19 protein-coding genes are annotated in these 16,092 nt (G+C 73.9%); 3 read left to right on the top strand and 16 right to left on the bottom strand.

The window, feature by feature from the left end; genetic code table 11:
- Positions 1–76: 76 nt before the first annotated feature.
- Positions 77–358, top strand: coding sequence for a hypothetical protein (locus tag ACIQD7_RS23005; protein ID WP_202528885.1), 282 nt, complete (start codon positions 77–79; stop codon positions 356–358).
- A 78-nt stretch (positions 359–436) separates the two neighbouring features.
- Here the strand turns inward: ACIQD7_RS23005 and der are convergent, their stop codons facing one another.
- From der to ACIQD7_RS22975, 6 genes are all read right to left on the bottom strand, one after another.
- Positions 437–1,885, bottom strand: a complete 1,449-nt coding sequence (der, locus tag ACIQD7_RS23000; protein WP_121831873.1) for a ribosome biogenesis GTPase Der — start codon at positions 1,883–1,885, stop codon at positions 437–439.
- A 69-nt stretch (positions 1,886–1,954) separates the two neighbouring features.
- The gene (locus ACIQD7_RS22995; protein ID WP_205613901.1) at positions 1,955–2,599 is read right to left on the bottom strand and encodes a lysophospholipid acyltransferase family protein; all 645 of its coding nucleotides are present in this window, start codon (positions 2,597–2,599) and stop codon (positions 1,955–1,957) included.
- Positions 2,596–3,261 (bottom strand): (d)CMP kinase, encoded by a 666-nt coding sequence (gene cmk, locus ACIQD7_RS22990; protein ID WP_402444197.1) that lies wholly within the window; start codon positions 3,259–3,261, stop codon positions 2,596–2,598. The genes ACIQD7_RS22995 and cmk overlap by 4 nt, the downstream gene beginning before the upstream one ends.
- Before the next feature lie 136 nt (positions 3,262–3,397).
- Positions 3,398–4,486 (bottom strand): prephenate dehydrogenase, encoded by a 1,089-nt coding sequence (locus ACIQD7_RS22985; RefSeq protein ID WP_161374885.1) that lies wholly within the window; start codon positions 4,484–4,486, stop codon positions 3,398–3,400.
- Positions 4,483–4,845: a chorismate mutase gene (aroH, locus tag ACIQD7_RS22980; RefSeq protein WP_402443858.1), complete on the bottom strand. Its 363-nt coding sequence runs from the start codon at positions 4,843–4,845 to the stop codon at positions 4,483–4,485. Before aroH ends, ACIQD7_RS22985 begins: the two co-directional genes overlap by 4 nt.
- 110 nt (positions 4,846–4,955) lie before the next feature.
- Entirely contained in the window at positions 4,956–5,435 is a 480-nt protein-coding gene (locus tag ACIQD7_RS22975; RefSeq protein ID WP_402443856.1) for a YidB family protein, read from the bottom strand.
- A 146-nt stretch (positions 5,436–5,581) separates the two neighbouring features.
- Here ACIQD7_RS22975 and ACIQD7_RS22970 point away from each other — a divergent pair, with 146 nt between their 5' ends.
- Positions 5,582–6,037, top strand: coding sequence for a Rieske (2Fe-2S) protein (locus ACIQD7_RS22970; RefSeq protein WP_402443854.1), 456 nt, complete (start codon positions 5,582–5,584; stop codon positions 6,035–6,037).
- A gap of 10 nt (positions 6,038–6,047) precedes the next feature.
- Positions 6,048–6,737 carry a DNA polymerase beta superfamily protein gene (locus ACIQD7_RS22965; protein WP_402443852.1) on the top strand — a complete coding sequence of 230 codons (690 nt, stop codon included), beginning with the start codon at positions 6,048–6,050 and terminating at the stop codon, positions 6,735–6,737.
- Here ACIQD7_RS22965 and ACIQD7_RS22960 read toward each other — a convergent pair.
- The 10 genes from ACIQD7_RS22960 to ACIQD7_RS22915 form a co-directional block, all read right to left on the bottom strand.
- Positions 6,717–7,505 (bottom strand): DNA polymerase beta superfamily protein, encoded by a 789-nt coding sequence (locus ACIQD7_RS22960; RefSeq protein WP_402443850.1) that lies wholly within the window; start codon positions 7,503–7,505, stop codon positions 6,717–6,719. The two genes, ACIQD7_RS22965 and ACIQD7_RS22960, sit on opposite strands and share 21 nt — an antisense overlap.
- Positions 7,506–7,508: 3 nt before the next feature.
- Positions 7,509–8,540 carry an ADP-ribosylglycohydrolase family protein gene (locus tag ACIQD7_RS22955; protein ID WP_402443848.1) on the bottom strand — a complete coding sequence of 344 codons (1,032 nt, stop codon included), beginning with the start codon at positions 8,538–8,540 and terminating at the stop codon, positions 7,509–7,511.
- Entirely contained in the window at positions 8,537–9,274 is a 738-nt protein-coding gene (locus ACIQD7_RS22950; protein ID WP_121831856.1) for an NUDIX domain-containing protein, read from the bottom strand. The genes ACIQD7_RS22955 and ACIQD7_RS22950 overlap by 4 nt, the downstream gene beginning before the upstream one ends.
- Positions 9,271–10,380, bottom strand: coding sequence for an AAA family ATPase (locus tag ACIQD7_RS22945; RefSeq protein WP_402443846.1), 1,110 nt, complete (start codon positions 10,378–10,380; stop codon positions 9,271–9,273). The genes ACIQD7_RS22950 and ACIQD7_RS22945 overlap by 4 nt, the downstream gene beginning before the upstream one ends.
- Entirely contained in the window at positions 10,377–11,027 is a 651-nt protein-coding gene (pnuC, locus tag ACIQD7_RS22940) for a nicotinamide riboside transporter PnuC (RefSeq protein WP_402443844.1), read from the bottom strand. The genes ACIQD7_RS22945 and pnuC overlap by 4 nt, the downstream gene beginning before the upstream one ends.
- Before the next feature lie 132 nt (positions 11,028–11,159).
- Positions 11,160–12,386, bottom strand: a complete 1,227-nt coding sequence (locus tag ACIQD7_RS22935; RefSeq protein ID WP_402443842.1) for a pseudouridine synthase — start codon at positions 12,384–12,386, stop codon at positions 11,160–11,162.
- A complete protein-coding gene (gene scpB / locus ACIQD7_RS22930; protein WP_237529055.1) occupies positions 12,386–12,943 on the bottom strand; it encodes an SMC-Scp complex subunit ScpB in 558 nt (185 codons plus the stop codon). The genes ACIQD7_RS22935 and scpB overlap by 1 nt, the downstream gene beginning before the upstream one ends.
- 62 nt (positions 12,944–13,005) lie before the next feature.
- The gene (locus tag ACIQD7_RS22925) at positions 13,006–14,034 is read right to left on the bottom strand and encodes a segregation and condensation protein A (RefSeq protein WP_402443840.1); all 1,029 of its coding nucleotides are present in this window, start codon (positions 14,032–14,034) and stop codon (positions 13,006–13,008) included.
- A gap of 390 nt (positions 14,035–14,424) precedes the next feature.
- Positions 14,425–14,913: a hypothetical protein gene (locus tag ACIQD7_RS22920; protein WP_402444195.1), complete on the bottom strand. Its 489-nt coding sequence runs from the start codon at positions 14,911–14,913 to the stop codon at positions 14,425–14,427.
- Positions 14,910–15,935 carry a ParA family protein gene (locus ACIQD7_RS22915; RefSeq protein ID WP_237528814.1) on the bottom strand — a complete coding sequence of 342 codons (1,026 nt, stop codon included), beginning with the start codon at positions 15,933–15,935 and terminating at the stop codon, positions 14,910–14,912. Before ACIQD7_RS22915 ends, ACIQD7_RS22920 begins: the two co-directional genes overlap by 4 nt.
- Positions 15,936–16,092 lie beyond the last annotated feature (157 nt).

Below are 16,092 nucleotides of genomic sequence, written 5' to 3'. Positions count from 1 at the left end.
GGGCGGCGGGGTCGTTGGCACCTACGTGCACCCATACGACCCTTTCCTCCAGCCGCATCCGAGTCAGATCCCCTCCATGCGCCCCGCGTCGGACGTCGCGGCGGGCCCTTCGCCCACGCCGATCTACGACGCCCTGTACTCGGAGTACCGCAGGTCGTTCCGCACCTTGCCGGGCGATCGCAGCGGCGAGGAGGGACTGGCCTTCCGGGCCTTCGGCACGACGCTGGGCGCGGGCGGGTCGGGACAGGGGCGGCGGCACGCGGCGCCCCCCGCGCCGTGGTCGGCCCAGGCGCCGTCGCCGCCTCCCCCGCAGACCCCCCGGCCGGCGCTGCCGCCGGGACCCCGCAGGGGGCTGTAGGACCGAACGGCCGAGGGGCCGGTACCCGTAGCGGGTACCGGCCCCTCGGCCGTGTCGCGGCGCCGTCGGCGCGCGGTGCTACTTCTTGCGGCCGCGCTTCTCGCGCACCCGCACCGAGATGTGGATCGGGGTGCCCTCGAAGCCGAACTCCTCGCGGAGGCGGCGCTCGATGAAGCGGCGGTAGCCGGCCTCCAGGAAGCCCGAGGCGAAGAGGACGAACCGGGGCGGCTTGGTGCCCGCCTGCGTGCCGAAGAGGATGCGGGGCTGCTTGCCGCCGCGGATCGGGTGCGGGTGGGCGGCGACGATCTCGCCGAGGAAGGCGTTCAGCCGGCCGGTGGGGACGCGGGTCTCCCAGCCGGCGAGGGCGGTCTCGATGGCCGGGACCAGCTTCTCCATGTGGCGGCCGGTCTTGGCGGAGACGTTGACCCGGGGCGCCCAGGAGACCTGCTGCATCTCGGTCTCGATCTCGCGCTCCAGGTAGTAGCGGCGCTCCTCGTCCAGCTCGTCCCACTTGTTGTAGGCGATGACGATGGCGCGGCCCGACTCGACCGCCATCGTGATGATGCGCTGGTCCTGGACCGAGATGTTGTCGGTGGTGTCGATGAGGATGACGGCCACCTCCGCCTTCTCGACGGCGGCCGCGGTCCGCAGGGAGGCGTAGTAGTCCGCGCCCTCCTGGAGGTGGACCTTCTTGCGGATGCCGGCGGTGTCGACGAACTTCCACGTCACGCCGCCGAGCTCGATCAGCTCGTCGACCGGGTCGCGGGTGGTGCCGGCCAGCTCGTTGACGACGACCCGGTCCTCGCCCGCCACCTTGTTGAGCAGGGAGGACTTGCCGACGTTCGGGCGGCCGATGAGGGCGATGCGGCGCGGGCCGCCGACGGCGTTGCCGAAGCGCTGCGCGGGGGCCTCGGGCAGCTTCTTCAGGACCTCGTCCAGGAGGTCGCCGGTGCCGCGGCCGTGCAGCGAGGAGACGGGGAACGGCTCGCCGAGGCCCAGGGACCACAGCATGGCCGCGTCGGCCTCGCCGGACTGGCCGTCGACCTTGTTTGCGGCGAGGACGACCGGCTTCCCGGCGCGGCGGAGCAGCTTGACGACGGCCTCGTCGGTGTCGGTGGCGCCGACGGTGGCGTCCACGACGAAGAGGCAGGCGTCGGCGGCCTCGATGGCGAATTCGGCCTGGGCGGCGACGGAGGCGTCGATGCCGAGGACGTCCTGCTCCCAGCCGCCGGTGTCGACGACCTTGAAGCGGCGGCCGGCCCATTCGGCCTCGTAGGTGACGCGGTCGCGGGTGACGCCCGGCTTGTCCTCGACGACGGCCTCGCGGCGGCCGATGATGCGGTTCACCAGGGTGGACTTGCCGACGTTCGGGCGGCCGACGACGGCGAGGACGGGGAGCGGGCCGTGCCCGGCCTCCTCGATCGCGCCCTCGATCTCCTCCGCGTCGAAGCCCTCTTCCGCGGCGAGCTCCATGAACTCCGCGTACTCGGCGTCGCCAAGTGCCCCGTGGTCGTGCTGGTCGTTCATGAAGTCCGTTCCTCGATCATTCGTGGTCGGTGGTTCCCGGTCGACGGGTTCCACTACTGAGAGTCTCGCTCAGCGCCCGGTGAGGCGCCTGGCGTTTTCCAGGTGGGCGGTGAGCCGGCCCTGGATCCGTACGGTGGCCTCGTCCAGCGCCTTGCGGGTGCGCCGGCCGCTGCCGTCGCCCGCCTCGAAGGCGTCGCCGAAGACGACGTCGACGCGGCCGCGCAGCGGGGGCAGGGCCTTGACCAGCCGTCCCCGGCGGTCGGTGCTGCCCAGGACGGCGACCGGGACGATCGGCGCGCCGGCGCGGACCGCGAAGTACGCGAGGCCCGCGCGCAGCGAGGCGAAGTCGCCCTCGCCCCGGGTGCCCTCGGGGAAGATCCCGAGGACGCCGCCCTGCTCCAGGACGCCCAGGGCATGGGCTATGGCGGTGCGGTCGGTGCTGTCCCGGTCCACCTTGAGCTGCCCGATGCCCTCCAGGAAGCCGCCGAGCGGGCCGACGAACGCCTCCTTCTTGATGAGGAAGTGCACGGGGCGCGGGGCGGTGCCCATGAGCATGGGGCCGTCGATGTTGTGCGCGTGGTTGACGGCGAGGATGACGGGGCCGGAGGCCGGCACCCGCCAGGCGCCGAGGACGCGCGGCTTCCACAGCCCGTACATCAGCCCGATGCCGATGCCCCGGCCGACGGCGGCGCCCTTCGCGGAGGGCACGGTCACCTGACGGCCGCCCGCTTCTCGTCCACCAGGGTGACGACGCACTCGATCACCTGGTCGAGCGTGAGGTCGGTGGTGTCGACCTCGACGGCGTCGTCGGCCTTGGCGAGCGGGGAGGTCTTGCGGCTGGAGTCGGCCGCGTCCCGCTTGACCAGGGCTTCCCGGGTGGCCTGTACGTCGGCGCCCTTGAGCTCGCCGGAGCGGCGGGCGGCGCGGGCCTCGGGCGAGGCGGTGAGGAAGATCTTGAGGTCGGCGTCGGGCAGGACGGTGGTGCCGATGTCCCGGCCCTCGACGACGATGCCGTGGGCGGCGCCCCGGGCGATGGTCCGCTGGAGCTCGGTGATGAGCGCGCGGACCTCGGGGACGGCGCTGACGGCGCTGACCTTGGAGGTGACCTCTTCGGTGCGGATGGGGCCGGAGGCGTCGGCGCCGTCCACGGTGATGGTGGGCCGGGACGGGTCGGTGCCGGAGACGATCACCGGCTTGTCGGCGACGGCGGCGACGGCCCCGGCGTCGGAGACGTCCACGCCGTTGCTGATCATCCACCAGGTGATCGCCCGGTACTGGGCGCCGGTGTCGAGGTAGCTCAGCCCCAGCTTGGCGGCGACCGCCTTCGAGGTGCTCGACTTGCCCGTGCCGGACGGCCCGTCGATGGCGACGATCACGGATTCCACGGTGGGAACACCTTCCTGGGGTGGGGTGGCAGGACCCGGCGGAGTCGCGACGGGCTCCCCCAAGGTTACCGAGTCCCACGCACCCGTTCGGCCCAGCCCGTGCGCGGCCGCGCGGGGGCGGGCCGCGTCAGCCCGTACGGAGGGCCCAGCCGCGTTCCTGGAGGGCCGCGCCGAGGGCCGGGGCCGCCGAGGGCTCCACCATGAGCTGGACCAGGCCGGCCTGCTGGCCGGTGGCGTGCTCGATGCGGACGTCCTCGATGTTGACGCCCGCGCGGCCCGCGTCGGCGAAGATCCGGGCCAGCTCGCCGGGCCGGTCGCTGATGAGGACGGCGACGGTCTCGTAGGCGGCGGGGGCGGCGCCGTGCTTGCCGGGGACGCGGGAGCGGCCGGCGTTGCCGCGCCGCAGGACGTCCTCGACGCCGGTGGCGCCGTCCTTGCGCTCGTCCTCGTCGGCGGACTGGAGGGAGCGCAGGGCGCGGACGGTCTCGTCGAGGTCGGCGGCGACGCCGGAGAGGACGTCGGCGACGGGCCCGGGGTTGGCGGAGAGGATCTCGACCCACATGCGGGGGTCGGAGGCGGCGATCCGGGTGACGTCGCGGATGCCCTGCCCGCAGAGGCGCACGGCCGACTCGTCGGCCTCCTCCAGGCGGGCGGCGACCATGGAGGACACCAGCTGCGGGGTGTGGGAGACCAGGGCGACGGCCCGGTCGTGGGCGTCGGCGTCCATGACGACGGGGACGGCCCGGCAGAGGGCGACCAGCTCCAGGGCGAGGTTGAGGACCTCGGTGTCGGTGTCCCGGGTGGGGGTGAGGACCCAGGGGCGGCCCTCGAAGAGGTCGGCGGTGGCGGCGAGCGGGCCCGAGCGCTCCTTGCCGGACATCGGGTGGGTGCCGATGTACGCGGTGAGGTCGAGGCCGAGGGCCTCCAGCTCGCGCTTCGGGCCGCCCTTGACGCTGGCGACGTCCAGGTAGCCGCGGGCGAGGCCGGCCGCCATGGCCGCGGCGAGGGTGGGGGCGACGTGCGCGGGGGGTACGGCGACGACGGCGAGGTCCACGGGTCCTTCGGGCGCCTCGTCGGTGCCGGCGCCGAGCGCGGCGGCGGTGCGGGCGCGGGCCGGGTCGTGGTCGCGCAGGTGGACGGTGACGCCCCGGCCGGCGAGGGCGAGGGCGGCGGAGGTGCCGATCAGCCCGGTTCCGATGACGAGCGCTGTTCTCACTGGGCGATGTCCTTGCGCAGGGCGGCCGCGGCGCCGAGGTAGACGTGCGCGATCCGGGACTTGGGCAGCTCGGTGTCGACGTGGGCAAGGAGCCGGACGACCCGGGGCATGGCGCCCTCGACGTCGAGTTCCTGGGCGCAGATCAGGGGGACGTCGACGATCCCGATGTGCCGGGCCGCGGCGGCGGGGAAGTCGCTGTGCAGATCGGGCGTGGCCGTGAACCAGATGCTGATGAGGTCCTCGGTGGTGAGGTCGTTGCGTTCGAGGACGGCGGCGAGCAGCTCCTCGACCCGCTCGCGCATGTGCCCGGCCTCGTCCCGGTCCAGCTGGACGGCGCCTCGGACCGCTCGTACCGCCACGTCGTGCTCCTTCGCCTGCGTCAGTGCTGCCGTTCAGCCTAGTCAGCGGCGGGGGGCCGGGAGCACGGTGCCCGCCCTCCGAGACGGGGGGGGCGGGCACGTGAAGAGGATCAGAGCCTCTGCTGCCGGATGATGTCCTCCAGGGAGTCCCCCTGGGGCAGCGATCCGTCGGGGGTGAGCTTGTCGACGGCCTGCGGCAGCGACCGGGCGATCCGGTCGGCGGCCTCCTCGGTGCTGACGCCGGCGTCGTCGGCGACCTTCCGGAGGGTGTCGTCGGGGAGTGCCTGGGCGATCTGGGCGCCGCTGACGGACTTGTTCTCGCCGGTGCCGATCCAGGACTGGGCCTGGTCGAGGAGGCCGGACCTGGTGAGCAGGTCGAGGAGGCCGCCGAGCGGGCTCCCGGCCGCGCCCGCCGCCGCGCCGCCCGCGCCCGCTGCGCCCGCCGCGCCGCTCTGGGCGCCCTGGCCCGTCTGACCTCCGGCGAGGGCGCCGATCAGGGAGCCGAGGATGCCTCCGGCGCCGCCGCTGCCGCCCTGGCCGCTCCCTCCCAGGAGACCGCCGAGGAGACTGCCGAGGTCGTTTCCCGCCATGGTTCCGCCTTCCTTTCGCTTTTCGACCGTTTCCGTCCGGTACGGACCAGGGTCAATGTCACGCGAACCGGGGCGCTCCGCCACCCGGAGTACGGACGCAGGCGTGTCGCGGGACCCGGCGCCGGTGCCGTGGCCAAGCTGGCGCCATGACGTCCTGGAGCACGAGCCGCCGCACCGTCCTGTTCGCCGCCGCGGCCCTGACGACGACCGGCTGCGGCTCGGACGGCGGTGACGGCGGGGAGGAGGGCGACGCGGTCACGGACACCCCCGGGACACCGGAGGGGACGGACTCCGCCGAGCCCCCGGAGGGCGACGGCGAGGCGCTGGCCAGGACCTCCGACATCCCGGTCGGCGGCGGCACGGTCTTCCGGGACGAGAAGGTGGTGGTGACGCAGCCGACGGCCGGCGAGTTCAAGGCGTTCTCGGCGGTCTGCACCCACCAGGGCTGTCTGGTGAACAAGGTCGCGGACGGCACCATCGACTGCCCCTGCCACGCCTCGAAGTTCCGCGTCACGGACGGCTCGGTGGTGACGGGCCCGGCCACCCGCCCGCTCCCGGCCGAGCGGATCACCGTCTCGGGCGAAACGATCAGCCTCGCGTAATCTGCCCGGCATGACTCCGGACGAGCTGGTGCGCGAGCACACGATCTACTCCTGTGTGATGGGCTCGCGCGCCTTCGGTCTGGCGACCGAGGGCAGCGACACGGACGTGCGGGGCGTCTACCTCGCCCCGACGCCGCTCTTCTGGCGCTTCGACAAGCCCCCGGCGCACGTGGAGGGCCCGCGCGAGGAGCAGTTCAGCTGGGAGCTGGAACGCTTCTGCGAGCTGGCCCTGCGCAACAACCCGAACGTCCTGGAGTGCCTCCACTCCCCCGTGGTCGAGTACGCCGACGACCTCGGCCGGGAGCTGGTCTCCCTGCGCGGCGCCTTTCTCTCCCGGCGGGCGCATCAAACGTTCGTGCGATACGCGGGCGGGCAGCGCCGCAAGCTGGACGCGGACGTCCGCCAGTACGGGCAGCCGCGCTGGAAGCACGCCATGCACCTGCTGCGGCTCCTGGGGAGCTGCCGGGACCTGCTGCGCACGGGCGAGCTGAGCGTCGGCGTCGGCGAGGACCGCGACCGGCTGCTCGCGGTCAAGCGCGGCGAGCTGTCCTGGCCGGAGGTCGAGTCCTGGATGAACCGCCTCCAGGAGGAGGCCGACCGGGCCCACGACGCCTCCCCGCTGCCCCTCGAACCGGACCACGCGCGCGTGGAGGACTTCCTGGCCCGCGCCCGCCGCGCGTCAGCCCTGCGGGAGCTGTAGCCGGGCCCGTACGACGAGGTCGTGCAGGGCGTCGTGGGCGCGGGCCTGCTCGGGGAGCCGGGAGGCCGCGCGGGCCTCGTCCAGGACCGCGTGCAGGGCCTCCGTCTCGGCCCGTACGGCCTCGGGGTCCACCTCGGCCCGCCCGTGCTCGGCCGCCGCCTTGGCGGCGACGAGGCCGGGGATCCGGGCGGGGGCCTCGGGGACCTCCTCCACCAGGGTCGGCAGATGGGCCTGCACCTCGCCCGCCCGCATCAGGTGGATGCCGGTGAGCAGGGCCCGGTAGGTGTAGAGCAGGGGCTTGAGCTCGCCGCTCTTCTCGTACAGCCGCCACTGCGTCCCGGCGAAGCCCCGGTAGTGGTGCGCGTGGTGGTGGGTGAGCACCCCGGGGACGAGCGCGACCAGTTCGGCGTGGACGTCGGAGGTGTGCGCCACCAGCGGGGAGGTGAGCTGCTCCAGGACGTAGCCGTTGCGGCGCAGCATCAGGCGGGCGAACTTCCGCAGGTCGTGGGTGACGAGGTCCATCTCGACCCCGTCGTGGTCCCACATCCGGCTCCGGGTCTCCTCCGGTTCGCGCAGCCCGACCAGCGCCTCGGCCGGCAGCAGGTGCGCGCCGCGCAGGTCCACGTCCGAGTCGCGGGACGGGAACCCGTACAGGTGCGCGCCGGAGACGGTGGCGAAGAGGAGCGGGTCGGGCTGCTCCGCCACGACGGCGGACAGGTCCGTGCCCCGGGAGGGGTCGAGCTGCGAGGGATCGAGGGCGAGCGTCATGGCTCAAGCGTCCCAGAGGACGCCGAGGGCGACGAGGTCGCTCCGGTACTCGACGCGGTCCGCCCACTCCGCCGGCCAGGCGTCCGCGCCGAGGTGGGCCCCGGCGAAGGCGCCCGCGAGGGCGGCGATCGAGTCGGAGTCGCCCCGGGTGCAGGCGGCTCGGCGCAGGGCGGTGAGGGGCTCGCCGGGGAAGAGCAGGAAGCAGAGCAGCCCGGTCGCCAGGGCCTCCTCCGCGATCCAGCCGTCGCCGGTGTACGTGCAGGGGTCGAGCTCCGGGTCGGCCGTGCGCTGGACGGCGTCCAGGCGCTCCAGGACCGCCAGGCACTCGTCCCAGCCGCGCTCGGTGAAGTGCCGGGCGGAGGGGTCCTGGGAGCGGGTCCACAGGTCCCCGAGCCACTCCTCGTGGTAACGGGAGCGGTTCTCGTACGCGTACGAGCGGAGCTGTCCGACGAGTCCGGCCGGGTCCACGCCCCCCGCGAGCAGGTGCACGGCGCGGGCGGTCAGGTCGGAGGCGGCGAGCGCGGTGGGGTGGCCGTGGGTCAGCGCCGACTGGAGCTGCGCGGCGCCCGCCCGCTGCTCGTCGCTCAGACCGGGAACGAGGCCGATGGGGGTGACCCGCATGTTGGCGCCGCAGCCCTTGGAGTGGATCTGGCTGGCGTTCTGCCAGGGCACGTCGGTCGTCAGCAGTTGGCAGGCGACCATGCAGGTGCGGCCGGGGGCGCGGTTGTTCTCCGGCGACCGGTACCAGTCGACGAACTCCTCGCGCACCGGCCGGGCGAGGCGCCTCGGGGCGAGGACGCCCCGGTCCATGGCCGTGCGGATGCCCCGGGCGAAGGCGAGGGCCATCTGGGTGTCGTCGGTGACGTACGCCTTCCCGTTCCTGATGGGGAGTTCCATCTCCCGCCAGGGCCCGCACTTGGCGAGGATCGAGGGCACGTCGTTGAACTCGGTGGGGAAGCCCAGCGCGTCGCCGAGCGCGAGTCCGATCAGGGATCCGGTCGCGGCCCGCTTGACGGCGGTGCGTGCGTGGTTCACGAGGAGCGTCCTTCCGGTCGCAGGAGGGGCGGGTGGAGGGCCGTGGCCCCGCCCGCCCGGTAGAGGGCGGCCGGTTTCCCCCGTCCGCCGGTGAGGCGCGGCGGCCCTTCCACGGCCCGGACGAAGCCGGGCGTGGCGAGGACCTTGCGCCGGAAGTTGGGGCGGTCGAGCTCGACGCCCCAGACCGTCTCGTAGACCTGCCGCAGCTCGCCGAGGGTGAACTCGGGCGGGCAGAAGGCGGTGGCGAGGCAGGTGTACTCGAGTTTGGCGCCGACCCGTTCGTGGGCGTCGGCGAGGATCCGGTCGTGGTCGAAGGCGAGCGGCCCGTGCGTCCCGTACGGGATCCACCGCGCCTGGGCCGCGTCCCCGCCGCCGCGCGGTTCGGGCGGGTCGGGGACGAGCGCGGTGAAGGCGACGGAGACGACCCGCATCCTCGGGTCGCGGTCCGGCTCGGTGTAGGTGCGGAGCTGTTCGAGGTGGAGTCCGGCGACGGTGGCGCCGGAGAGGCCGGTCTCCTCGGCGAGTTCGCGGCGGGCGGCGGTCTCGGCGGACTCGCGGGGCAGCACGAAGCCGCCGGGCAGCGCCCAGGACCCGGCGTACGGCTCCCGGGCGCGCTCGACGAGCAGGACGTGGAGGCGTTCCTCGCGGATCGTGAGGACGGCGAGGTCGACGGTGACGGCGAACGGCTCGAAGGCGTGCGGGTCGTAGCCCTCGGGGGCCCGGTGGGCGGTCATCGGCGCTCCGGCAGGGGGTCGGTGAGGCCCGGGCCCTCGGCGAGCAGCGCGTCCACGGCGGCGACGGCGGTGGCGAGCCGTTCCTCGTGGGGTCCGGTGAGCACGACCGTGCGGCGGCCGGAGTGGGCGAGCTGGGTGAGGAAGCGGGCGGTCATCCAGGGCCGCAGGTGCTCCCCGTCGCGCAGTCCGTCGTCCTCGAAGTCGACGCCCCGGTGGTCGGTGAGCAGCCAGAGGTGCTGGCGGCCCCGGGCGGCGATCTCGCCGGTGTCGGCGCTGGTGGTGGCCATGTACCGCTCGTGCCAGATGGTGGTGGCGAAGGCGTCGGTGTCGCAGATCAGGACGGGCGAGCCGTCCCGGGCGGCCTCCTCCTCCAGCTCGGCCTGGCGCTGGGCGATGACGGGGAAGTCGGAGGAGCGGAAGGCGACGTCGGACCAGGTGGCTCCGGGGCGCTCGGCCCGCAGTTCGGCGAGCTTGAGCTCGCTGTACTCGCGCCCGTACTCCGGTACGTACCGGGTGCGGGCCCAGACGCCGCCGCGCCGCCGGTAGTGGCCGGCGAGTGCGAGGGCCAGGGTGGTGGTGCCGGTGGACTCGGCGCCGAGGACGACGACCCGGCGGGTGAGCGCGGCCCGCACGGGGGCCTCCAGGTGGTCCCAGCAGCCGGCGGGGTCCGCGCGGACGGCGGTGCCGGAGACGGGGAAGCGGACGCGGTCGGGGTCGACGAGGACGGAGTCCGCGCCGAAGCGGCGGCCGAGCTCCTCGCCGTACGGCTCCGAGGTGAAGACGGCGTCGACGCGCTCGGGCACGGCGGCCCGGAAGACCCGCATGTGGGCCTCCCACACGTCGGGGTCGCGGAGGTCGACGGGGTGGTCGTCGACGGCGCCGACGACCAGGGCCTCGGGGTGGACCTCGCGCATCCAGGCGACGCGCTCCTCCAGGGGCACGGACTCGACGGAGGCGGCGCAGACGAGCACGGTGAGGCGGTCGCAGCGGGCGAGGGCGGTGCGGACGAGGTGGTGGTGGCCGGCGTGCGGCGGATAGAACTTGCCGAGGACGAGGCCGTGGCCGTAGCGCTTCCGCTCCCGGGTGCCGGGGTCGTCGTGCGTCACGCCGCCGCCTCCACCGGTCGCCGGGTCCCCGCGAGGTCCCGGGTCCAGCCGCGCAGGCCGAGGACGCAGAGCGTCATGAAGCCGACGTACAGCAGGGAGGTCAGGTACAGGCCCTTGTGCGCGTACAGCGGCACGTAGACGACGTCGGCGGCGATCCAGAGCCACCAGGACTCCAGGCGCTTGCGGCACTGGCCGTAGGTCGCCATGAGGGAGAGCGCGGTCGTCAGGGCGTCCCAGAAGGGGACGGTCGAGTCGGTGGCGCGGTCGAGCAGCAGGGTGAGGGCGAGGGTCCCCACCGCCCCCGCCGCGATCAGCCACGTCCACTCGGTGCGCGTGGTGCGGCGCACCGGGAGGACGTCGGAGCCCGGGCCACCCCCGTGGGTCCAGGTCCACCAGCCGTACGCGGCGAGGGCGATGAAGACGATCTGGAGGCCGGCGTCGGCGTAGAGCCCGGCCTGGGTGAAGAGCAGGACGAAGAAGAGGTTGTTGGCGATGCCGACGGGCCAGTTGGCGAGGTGCTGGCGGGCGACGAGCCAGACGCAGAGCGCTCCGCTGCCGAATCCCAGGACCTCGGTCCAGCTGACCGGGGTGCCCAGGAGGGTGAAGAGCGGCTGTTGCAGGGGTTCGAGGATGTTCGCGAGGCTCACGCCCGCCTCCTTAAGAGTCATGTTGACTATAAAGGGTGGCGGACTTCGGCCACAAGGGCGGGGTGCGGACGCACGGGGGCCCGTGACCGCCGGAACGGTCACGGGCCCCTGCGTACGGACGCCCCGGCGGTGCTACATGCCGACTTCCTTCATCAACATGCCGACCTCCGTGTTGGTCAGGCGGCGCAGCCAGCCCGACTTCTGGTCGCCCAGCGCGATCGGGCCGAAGGCGGTGCGGACCAGCTTCTCGACCGGGAAGCCGGCCTCGGCCAGCATCCGGCGCACGATGTGCTTGCGGCCCTCGTGCAGGGTGACCTCGACCAGGTAGTTCTTGCCGGTCTGCTCGACCACGCGGAAGTGGTCGGCGCGGGCGTAGCCGTCCTCCAGCTGGATGCCGTCCTTGAGGCGGCGGCCGACCTCGCGGGGCAGCGGGCCGGTGATGGCGGCCAGGTACGTCTTCTTCACGCCGTACTTCGGGTGCGTGAGGCGGTGGGCCAGCTCGCCGTGGTTGGTGAGCAGGATGATGCCCTCGGTCTCCGTGTCGAGCCGGCCGACGTGGAAGAGCCGGGTCTCGCGGTTGGTGACGTAGTCGCCGAGGCACTGGCGGCCGTCCGGGTCCTCCATGGTGGAGACGACGCCGGCGGGCTTGTTCAGGGCGAAGAAGAGGTACGACTGGGTGGCGACGGTCAGTCCGTCCACCTTGATCTCGTCCCGCTCCGGGTCGACGCGCATCCCCTGCTCGACGACGATCTCGCCGTTGACCTCGACCCTGGCCTGCTCGATGAGCTCCTCGCAGGCGCGGCGCGAGCCCATGCCGGCGCGGGCGAGGACCTTCTGCAGCCGCTCGCCCTCCTGCTCGGCGCCGGGGAAGGTCTTGGGGGTCTTGACGACGGGCCGGTTCTCGTACCGCTCCCGGTTGCGCTGCTCGATCTTGGCGTCGAGCTCGCGCGAGCGGGCCGGGGTCTGCCGCTGCCCGTGCGGGCCGCGACGGGGCGGGGTGCCGCCCTGCGGGGCCTTGGGGCCGCCCTTGGCGCCGCCGCGGGCCGCGGAGCCGCGCCCCTTCTTCGGGGCGTCGGCGGGCGGGCTCACGTCGTAGGAACGCTCCTCGGGACGGGGCCTGCGGGGGTTGCTCGGACGCTTCTGGTCGTCGCGGCCGCCACCGCCCTGGTAGCCGCCGGAGCCGCTGCCGCCGCCCCGGTAACCACCGCCGCCGCTGCCGGAGCCGCCGCCCCGGTAGCCGCCACCGCCGGAGCCGCTGCCGCCCCGGCCGCCACCGCTGCTGCCGCCGCGGCCGCCGCTGTTGCCACCACGGCTCCCGCCGTTGTTTCCGCTGCTGTTCCTGCCGCTGCTGCTTCGCATCAAAGTTCCGTCTTGTCGTCTACGTCTGCGTCGGGTTCGAACGACGGAACGCCTTCGAGGGAGTCCGGCTCGACCGCCTCCGCCTCGGGGAGGAAGGGCGCGAGCTCGGGGAGTTCGTCCAGGCCGCGCAGGCCCATCCGCTCCAGAAAGTAGTTCGTCGTCCTGTACAGGATCGCACCTGTTTCGGGTTCCGCGCCCGCCTCCTCCACCAGACCCCGCTGGAGGAGGGTCCGCATCACGCCGTCGCAGTTGACCCCGCGGACCGCGGAGACGCGGGAACGGCTGACCGGCTGGCGGTACGCGACGACCGCGAGGGTCTCCAGGGCCGCCTGGGTGAGCCGGGCCTGCCGGCCCTCCAGGACGAAGGCCTCGACGGCCGGGGCGTAGGCGGGGCGGGTGTAGTAGCGCCAGCCCCCGGCGACGTGGCGCAGCTCGAAGCCGCGGCCCTGGGCGGTGTACTCCCCGGCCAGCTCGCGCAGGGCCTCGGCGATCTCCCCGGGAGTGCGGCCGAGGACCTCGGCGAGGTGGGCCTCGGTGGCGGGCTCGTCGACCACCATGAGGACGGCTTCGAGCGAGGGCTTGAGGTCGGCGTCGACGTCGGTATCGGTGTCGGGGGCGCTCACGCGCGGGCCTCCGTTTCCTGTTCCTGTCCGGGTTCCTGGTCGAACTCGTCGGTGACCCGGGTCTCCCCGTCCCCGCCGGTCCAGGAGACCGTGAGGTCGCCCAGGGCGGTCTCCTGGTCGAGGGCGACGGCCCGCTCCCGGTAGAGCTCCAGGAGGGCGAGGAAGCGGGCGACGACGGTGAGGGTGTCGTCGGCGTCCTCGATCAGCTCCCGGAAGGCCGCCGTGCCGCGCTCGCGCAGCAGGGCGGCGACCACGGCGGCCTGCTCCCGGACGCTGACGAGGGGGGCGTGGATGTGCTCGACGTACACCTGCGGCTCGGCCTTGGGCTGCATGGCCTTGACGGCCAGCCTGGCGAGGCCCTCCGCGCCGACGGAGAGGACGACCTCGGGGAGCAGCGCGGCGTGGTGCGGTTCGAGTCCGACGGTACGGGGGTGGCGGCGGCCCTCGTCCTCCCACCGCTCCTCCAGGATCGCGGCGATCCGCTTGTACGCGCGGTACTGGAGGAGCCGGGCGAAGAGCAGGTCGCGGGCCTCCAGGAGGGCGAGGTCGGCCTCGTCCTCCACCTCGGCGGCGGGCAGCAGCCGGGCGGTCTTGAGGTCGAGCAGGGTGGCGGCGACGACCAGGAACTCGGTGGTCTGGTCGAGGTCCCCGTCCGGCCCGAGGGCGCGCAGGTGCGCCATGAACTCGTCGGTGACCTCGGAGAGCGCGACCTCGGTGACGTCGAGCTTGTGCTTGGTGATCAGCTGGAGCAGCAGATCGAAGGGCCCCTCGAAGTTGGCGAGCCGCACGGTGAACCGCCCCCCGGCCGCCTCGACGCGATCAGGGTCTCCCCCGGCGTCGCCCCCGACCGGTCCGGGCCCGCCGGCCGGGGGCGCCGCGTCAGCGACGTCCGTCCCGGCGGCGTACAGGTCACCAAGAGCCTCGGCCTCCACGGGCCCGGCCTCCCCGGCAGCGGCCGGGCGGCGGCCCTCACGGGCACCCTCCTCCGCGAGCGCGGCGGCCCCGGGGAGCCCCCGGTCGGCCACGGAAGGCCGTACATCTGCCTCGGGGGCCTCGGTGGCAGGCCCTGACAGTTCCCGATCGGCCACGGGAGCCCGTACAACCGTCGCGGGGCCCTCGGCGGCGGGTCCGGAGAGTTCCCGGTCGGCCACGACGGGAGGCCGTACAGCCGCCTCGGGGGCCCCGGCGGCGGGCCCGGGCACTTCCCGGTCGGCCGCAGGCGGCCGTGCGGTCGTCTCGGGCCCCTCGGCGGCCCGGTCGGTCGTCGTGGAGGCCCCGGTCGCCCCCGTCTCCGCCCCCCGCAGGGACCCGCCTCGGCCCAGAGGGCGGCGGTGCGGTGGGCGGGACGTTTCGTCAGGGGCGTGGTGCATGGGGGTCCAGGGGGAGCGGAGGGCGCGGCAGCCCGCAGGCTACCGTCAGCGGCCGCGCAGACGGCGGACGAGGATGCTCGCGTCGCCGCGGGACTCCAGGTCCGCCAGGACGACCGCGACGGCCTCCCGGACGATCCGGCCCCGGTCGACGGCGAGGCCGTGCTCGCCGCGCAGCACGAGCCGGGCGTGCTCCAGGTCCATCAGCTCCTCGGCGGAGACGTAGACCGTGATCTTCTCGTCGTGGCGCTCGCGGCCGCTGGGCCGTCGGCTCGCGGCACGGCCTCCGCCGCCGCGCCGCCGGGGTGCGGCGGCCTGGGCGGGGGCGGCGGCCGGAGCCGCCTTCTCGGCCTCGGCGGACGCCCGGGCGCGGGGTTCCGCCGCCTCGGAGTCCGCCGCCGTGTGCTCCGGGGAGCCCTCGGCCGCCGCCGGGTCGCTCTCACCCGCCGGTGCCGGAACGGCCCGGCGGGGTGAGGACGCCTGGAGCGCCGTGCCCCCGGTCGTACGGAAGAGTTCGTCGGCGCCGGGCAGACTCACTCGGCGTGACACCGGGCGAGCACCTCCCTGGCGAGCTGGCGGTAGGCGGCGGCGCCCACGGAGTTGGAGGCGTACGTGGTGATGGGCTCGCCGGCGACCGTGGTCTCCGGGAAGCGCACGGTCCGCCCGATGACCGTGTGGTACACGTGGTCGTCGAAGGCCTCGACGACGCGCGCGAGCACCTCGCGGCTGTGCACGGTCCGGGAGTCGTACATCGTGGCGAGGATGCCGTCGAGCTCCAGCTCGGGGTTGAGCCGCTCCTGGACCTTCTCGATGGTCTCGGTCAGCAGGGCGACGCCGCGCAGCGCGAAGAACTCGCACTCCAGCGGCACGATGACCTTGTGAGCGGCCGTCAGGGCGTTCACGGTCAGCAGGCCGAGCGAGGGCTGACAGTCGATCACGATGTAGTCGTAGTCGTTCAGCAGCGGCTTCAGGGCGCGCTGGAGCGTCGACTCGCGCGCGACCTCGCTGACGAGCTGGACTTCGGCGGCCGAGAGGTCGATGTTGCTCGGCAGCAGGTCCATGTTGGGCACGGCGGTCTTGAGGAGGACCTCGTCGGCCGACATGCCCCGCTCCATGAGCAGGTTGTAGACGGTGAGGTCGAGCTCCATCGGGTTCACGCCGAGGCCGACCGACAGGGCTCCCTGCGGGTCGAAGTCGACGAGCAGGACCCGCCGCCCGTACTCGGCGAGCGCGGCGCCCAGGTTGATGGTCGACGTGGTCTTGCCGACGCCGCCCTTCTGGTTGCACATCGCGATGATCTTCGCGGGTCCGTGGTCGGTCAGCGGGCCCGGGATCGGGAAGTACGGCAGGGGCCGCCCGGTCGGGCCGATCCGCTCGCGGCGCTGGCGCGCGGCGTCGGGCGCGAGGGTGGCCGCGTACTCCGGATCGGGCTCGTACTCGGCGTCGGGGTCGTAGAAGTGCCCCTCGGGCACCTCGTCGTAGGCGGCGAAGTGGGTGGACTCTCGGCCCATCTCGTTGCCGGCCGTGGCGTTCACGTGTAGGCCGTCCATCGTCTTCATCGTGTGGGCTGTCGTCATGGGCTGGTGCGTCGCGAAGGTCCGCACCGCGACGGAGCCGATCGGGGCGCCCGGCGCACCACTCCCGGGAGTAAATGTCGACTCATTCACAAGTCGTCTTACCTCCTTGGGTGTGACCAGGAACATTTATCGATAGGTC

Source organism: Streptomyces sp. NPDC093071 (assembly GCF_044754545.1).
Lineage (GTDB): Bacteria > Actinomycetota > Actinomycetes > Streptomycetales > Streptomycetaceae > Streptomyces.
Note: the sequence above shows the minus strand (reverse complement) of the source record. Positions and strands in the feature narration are given on the sequence as shown.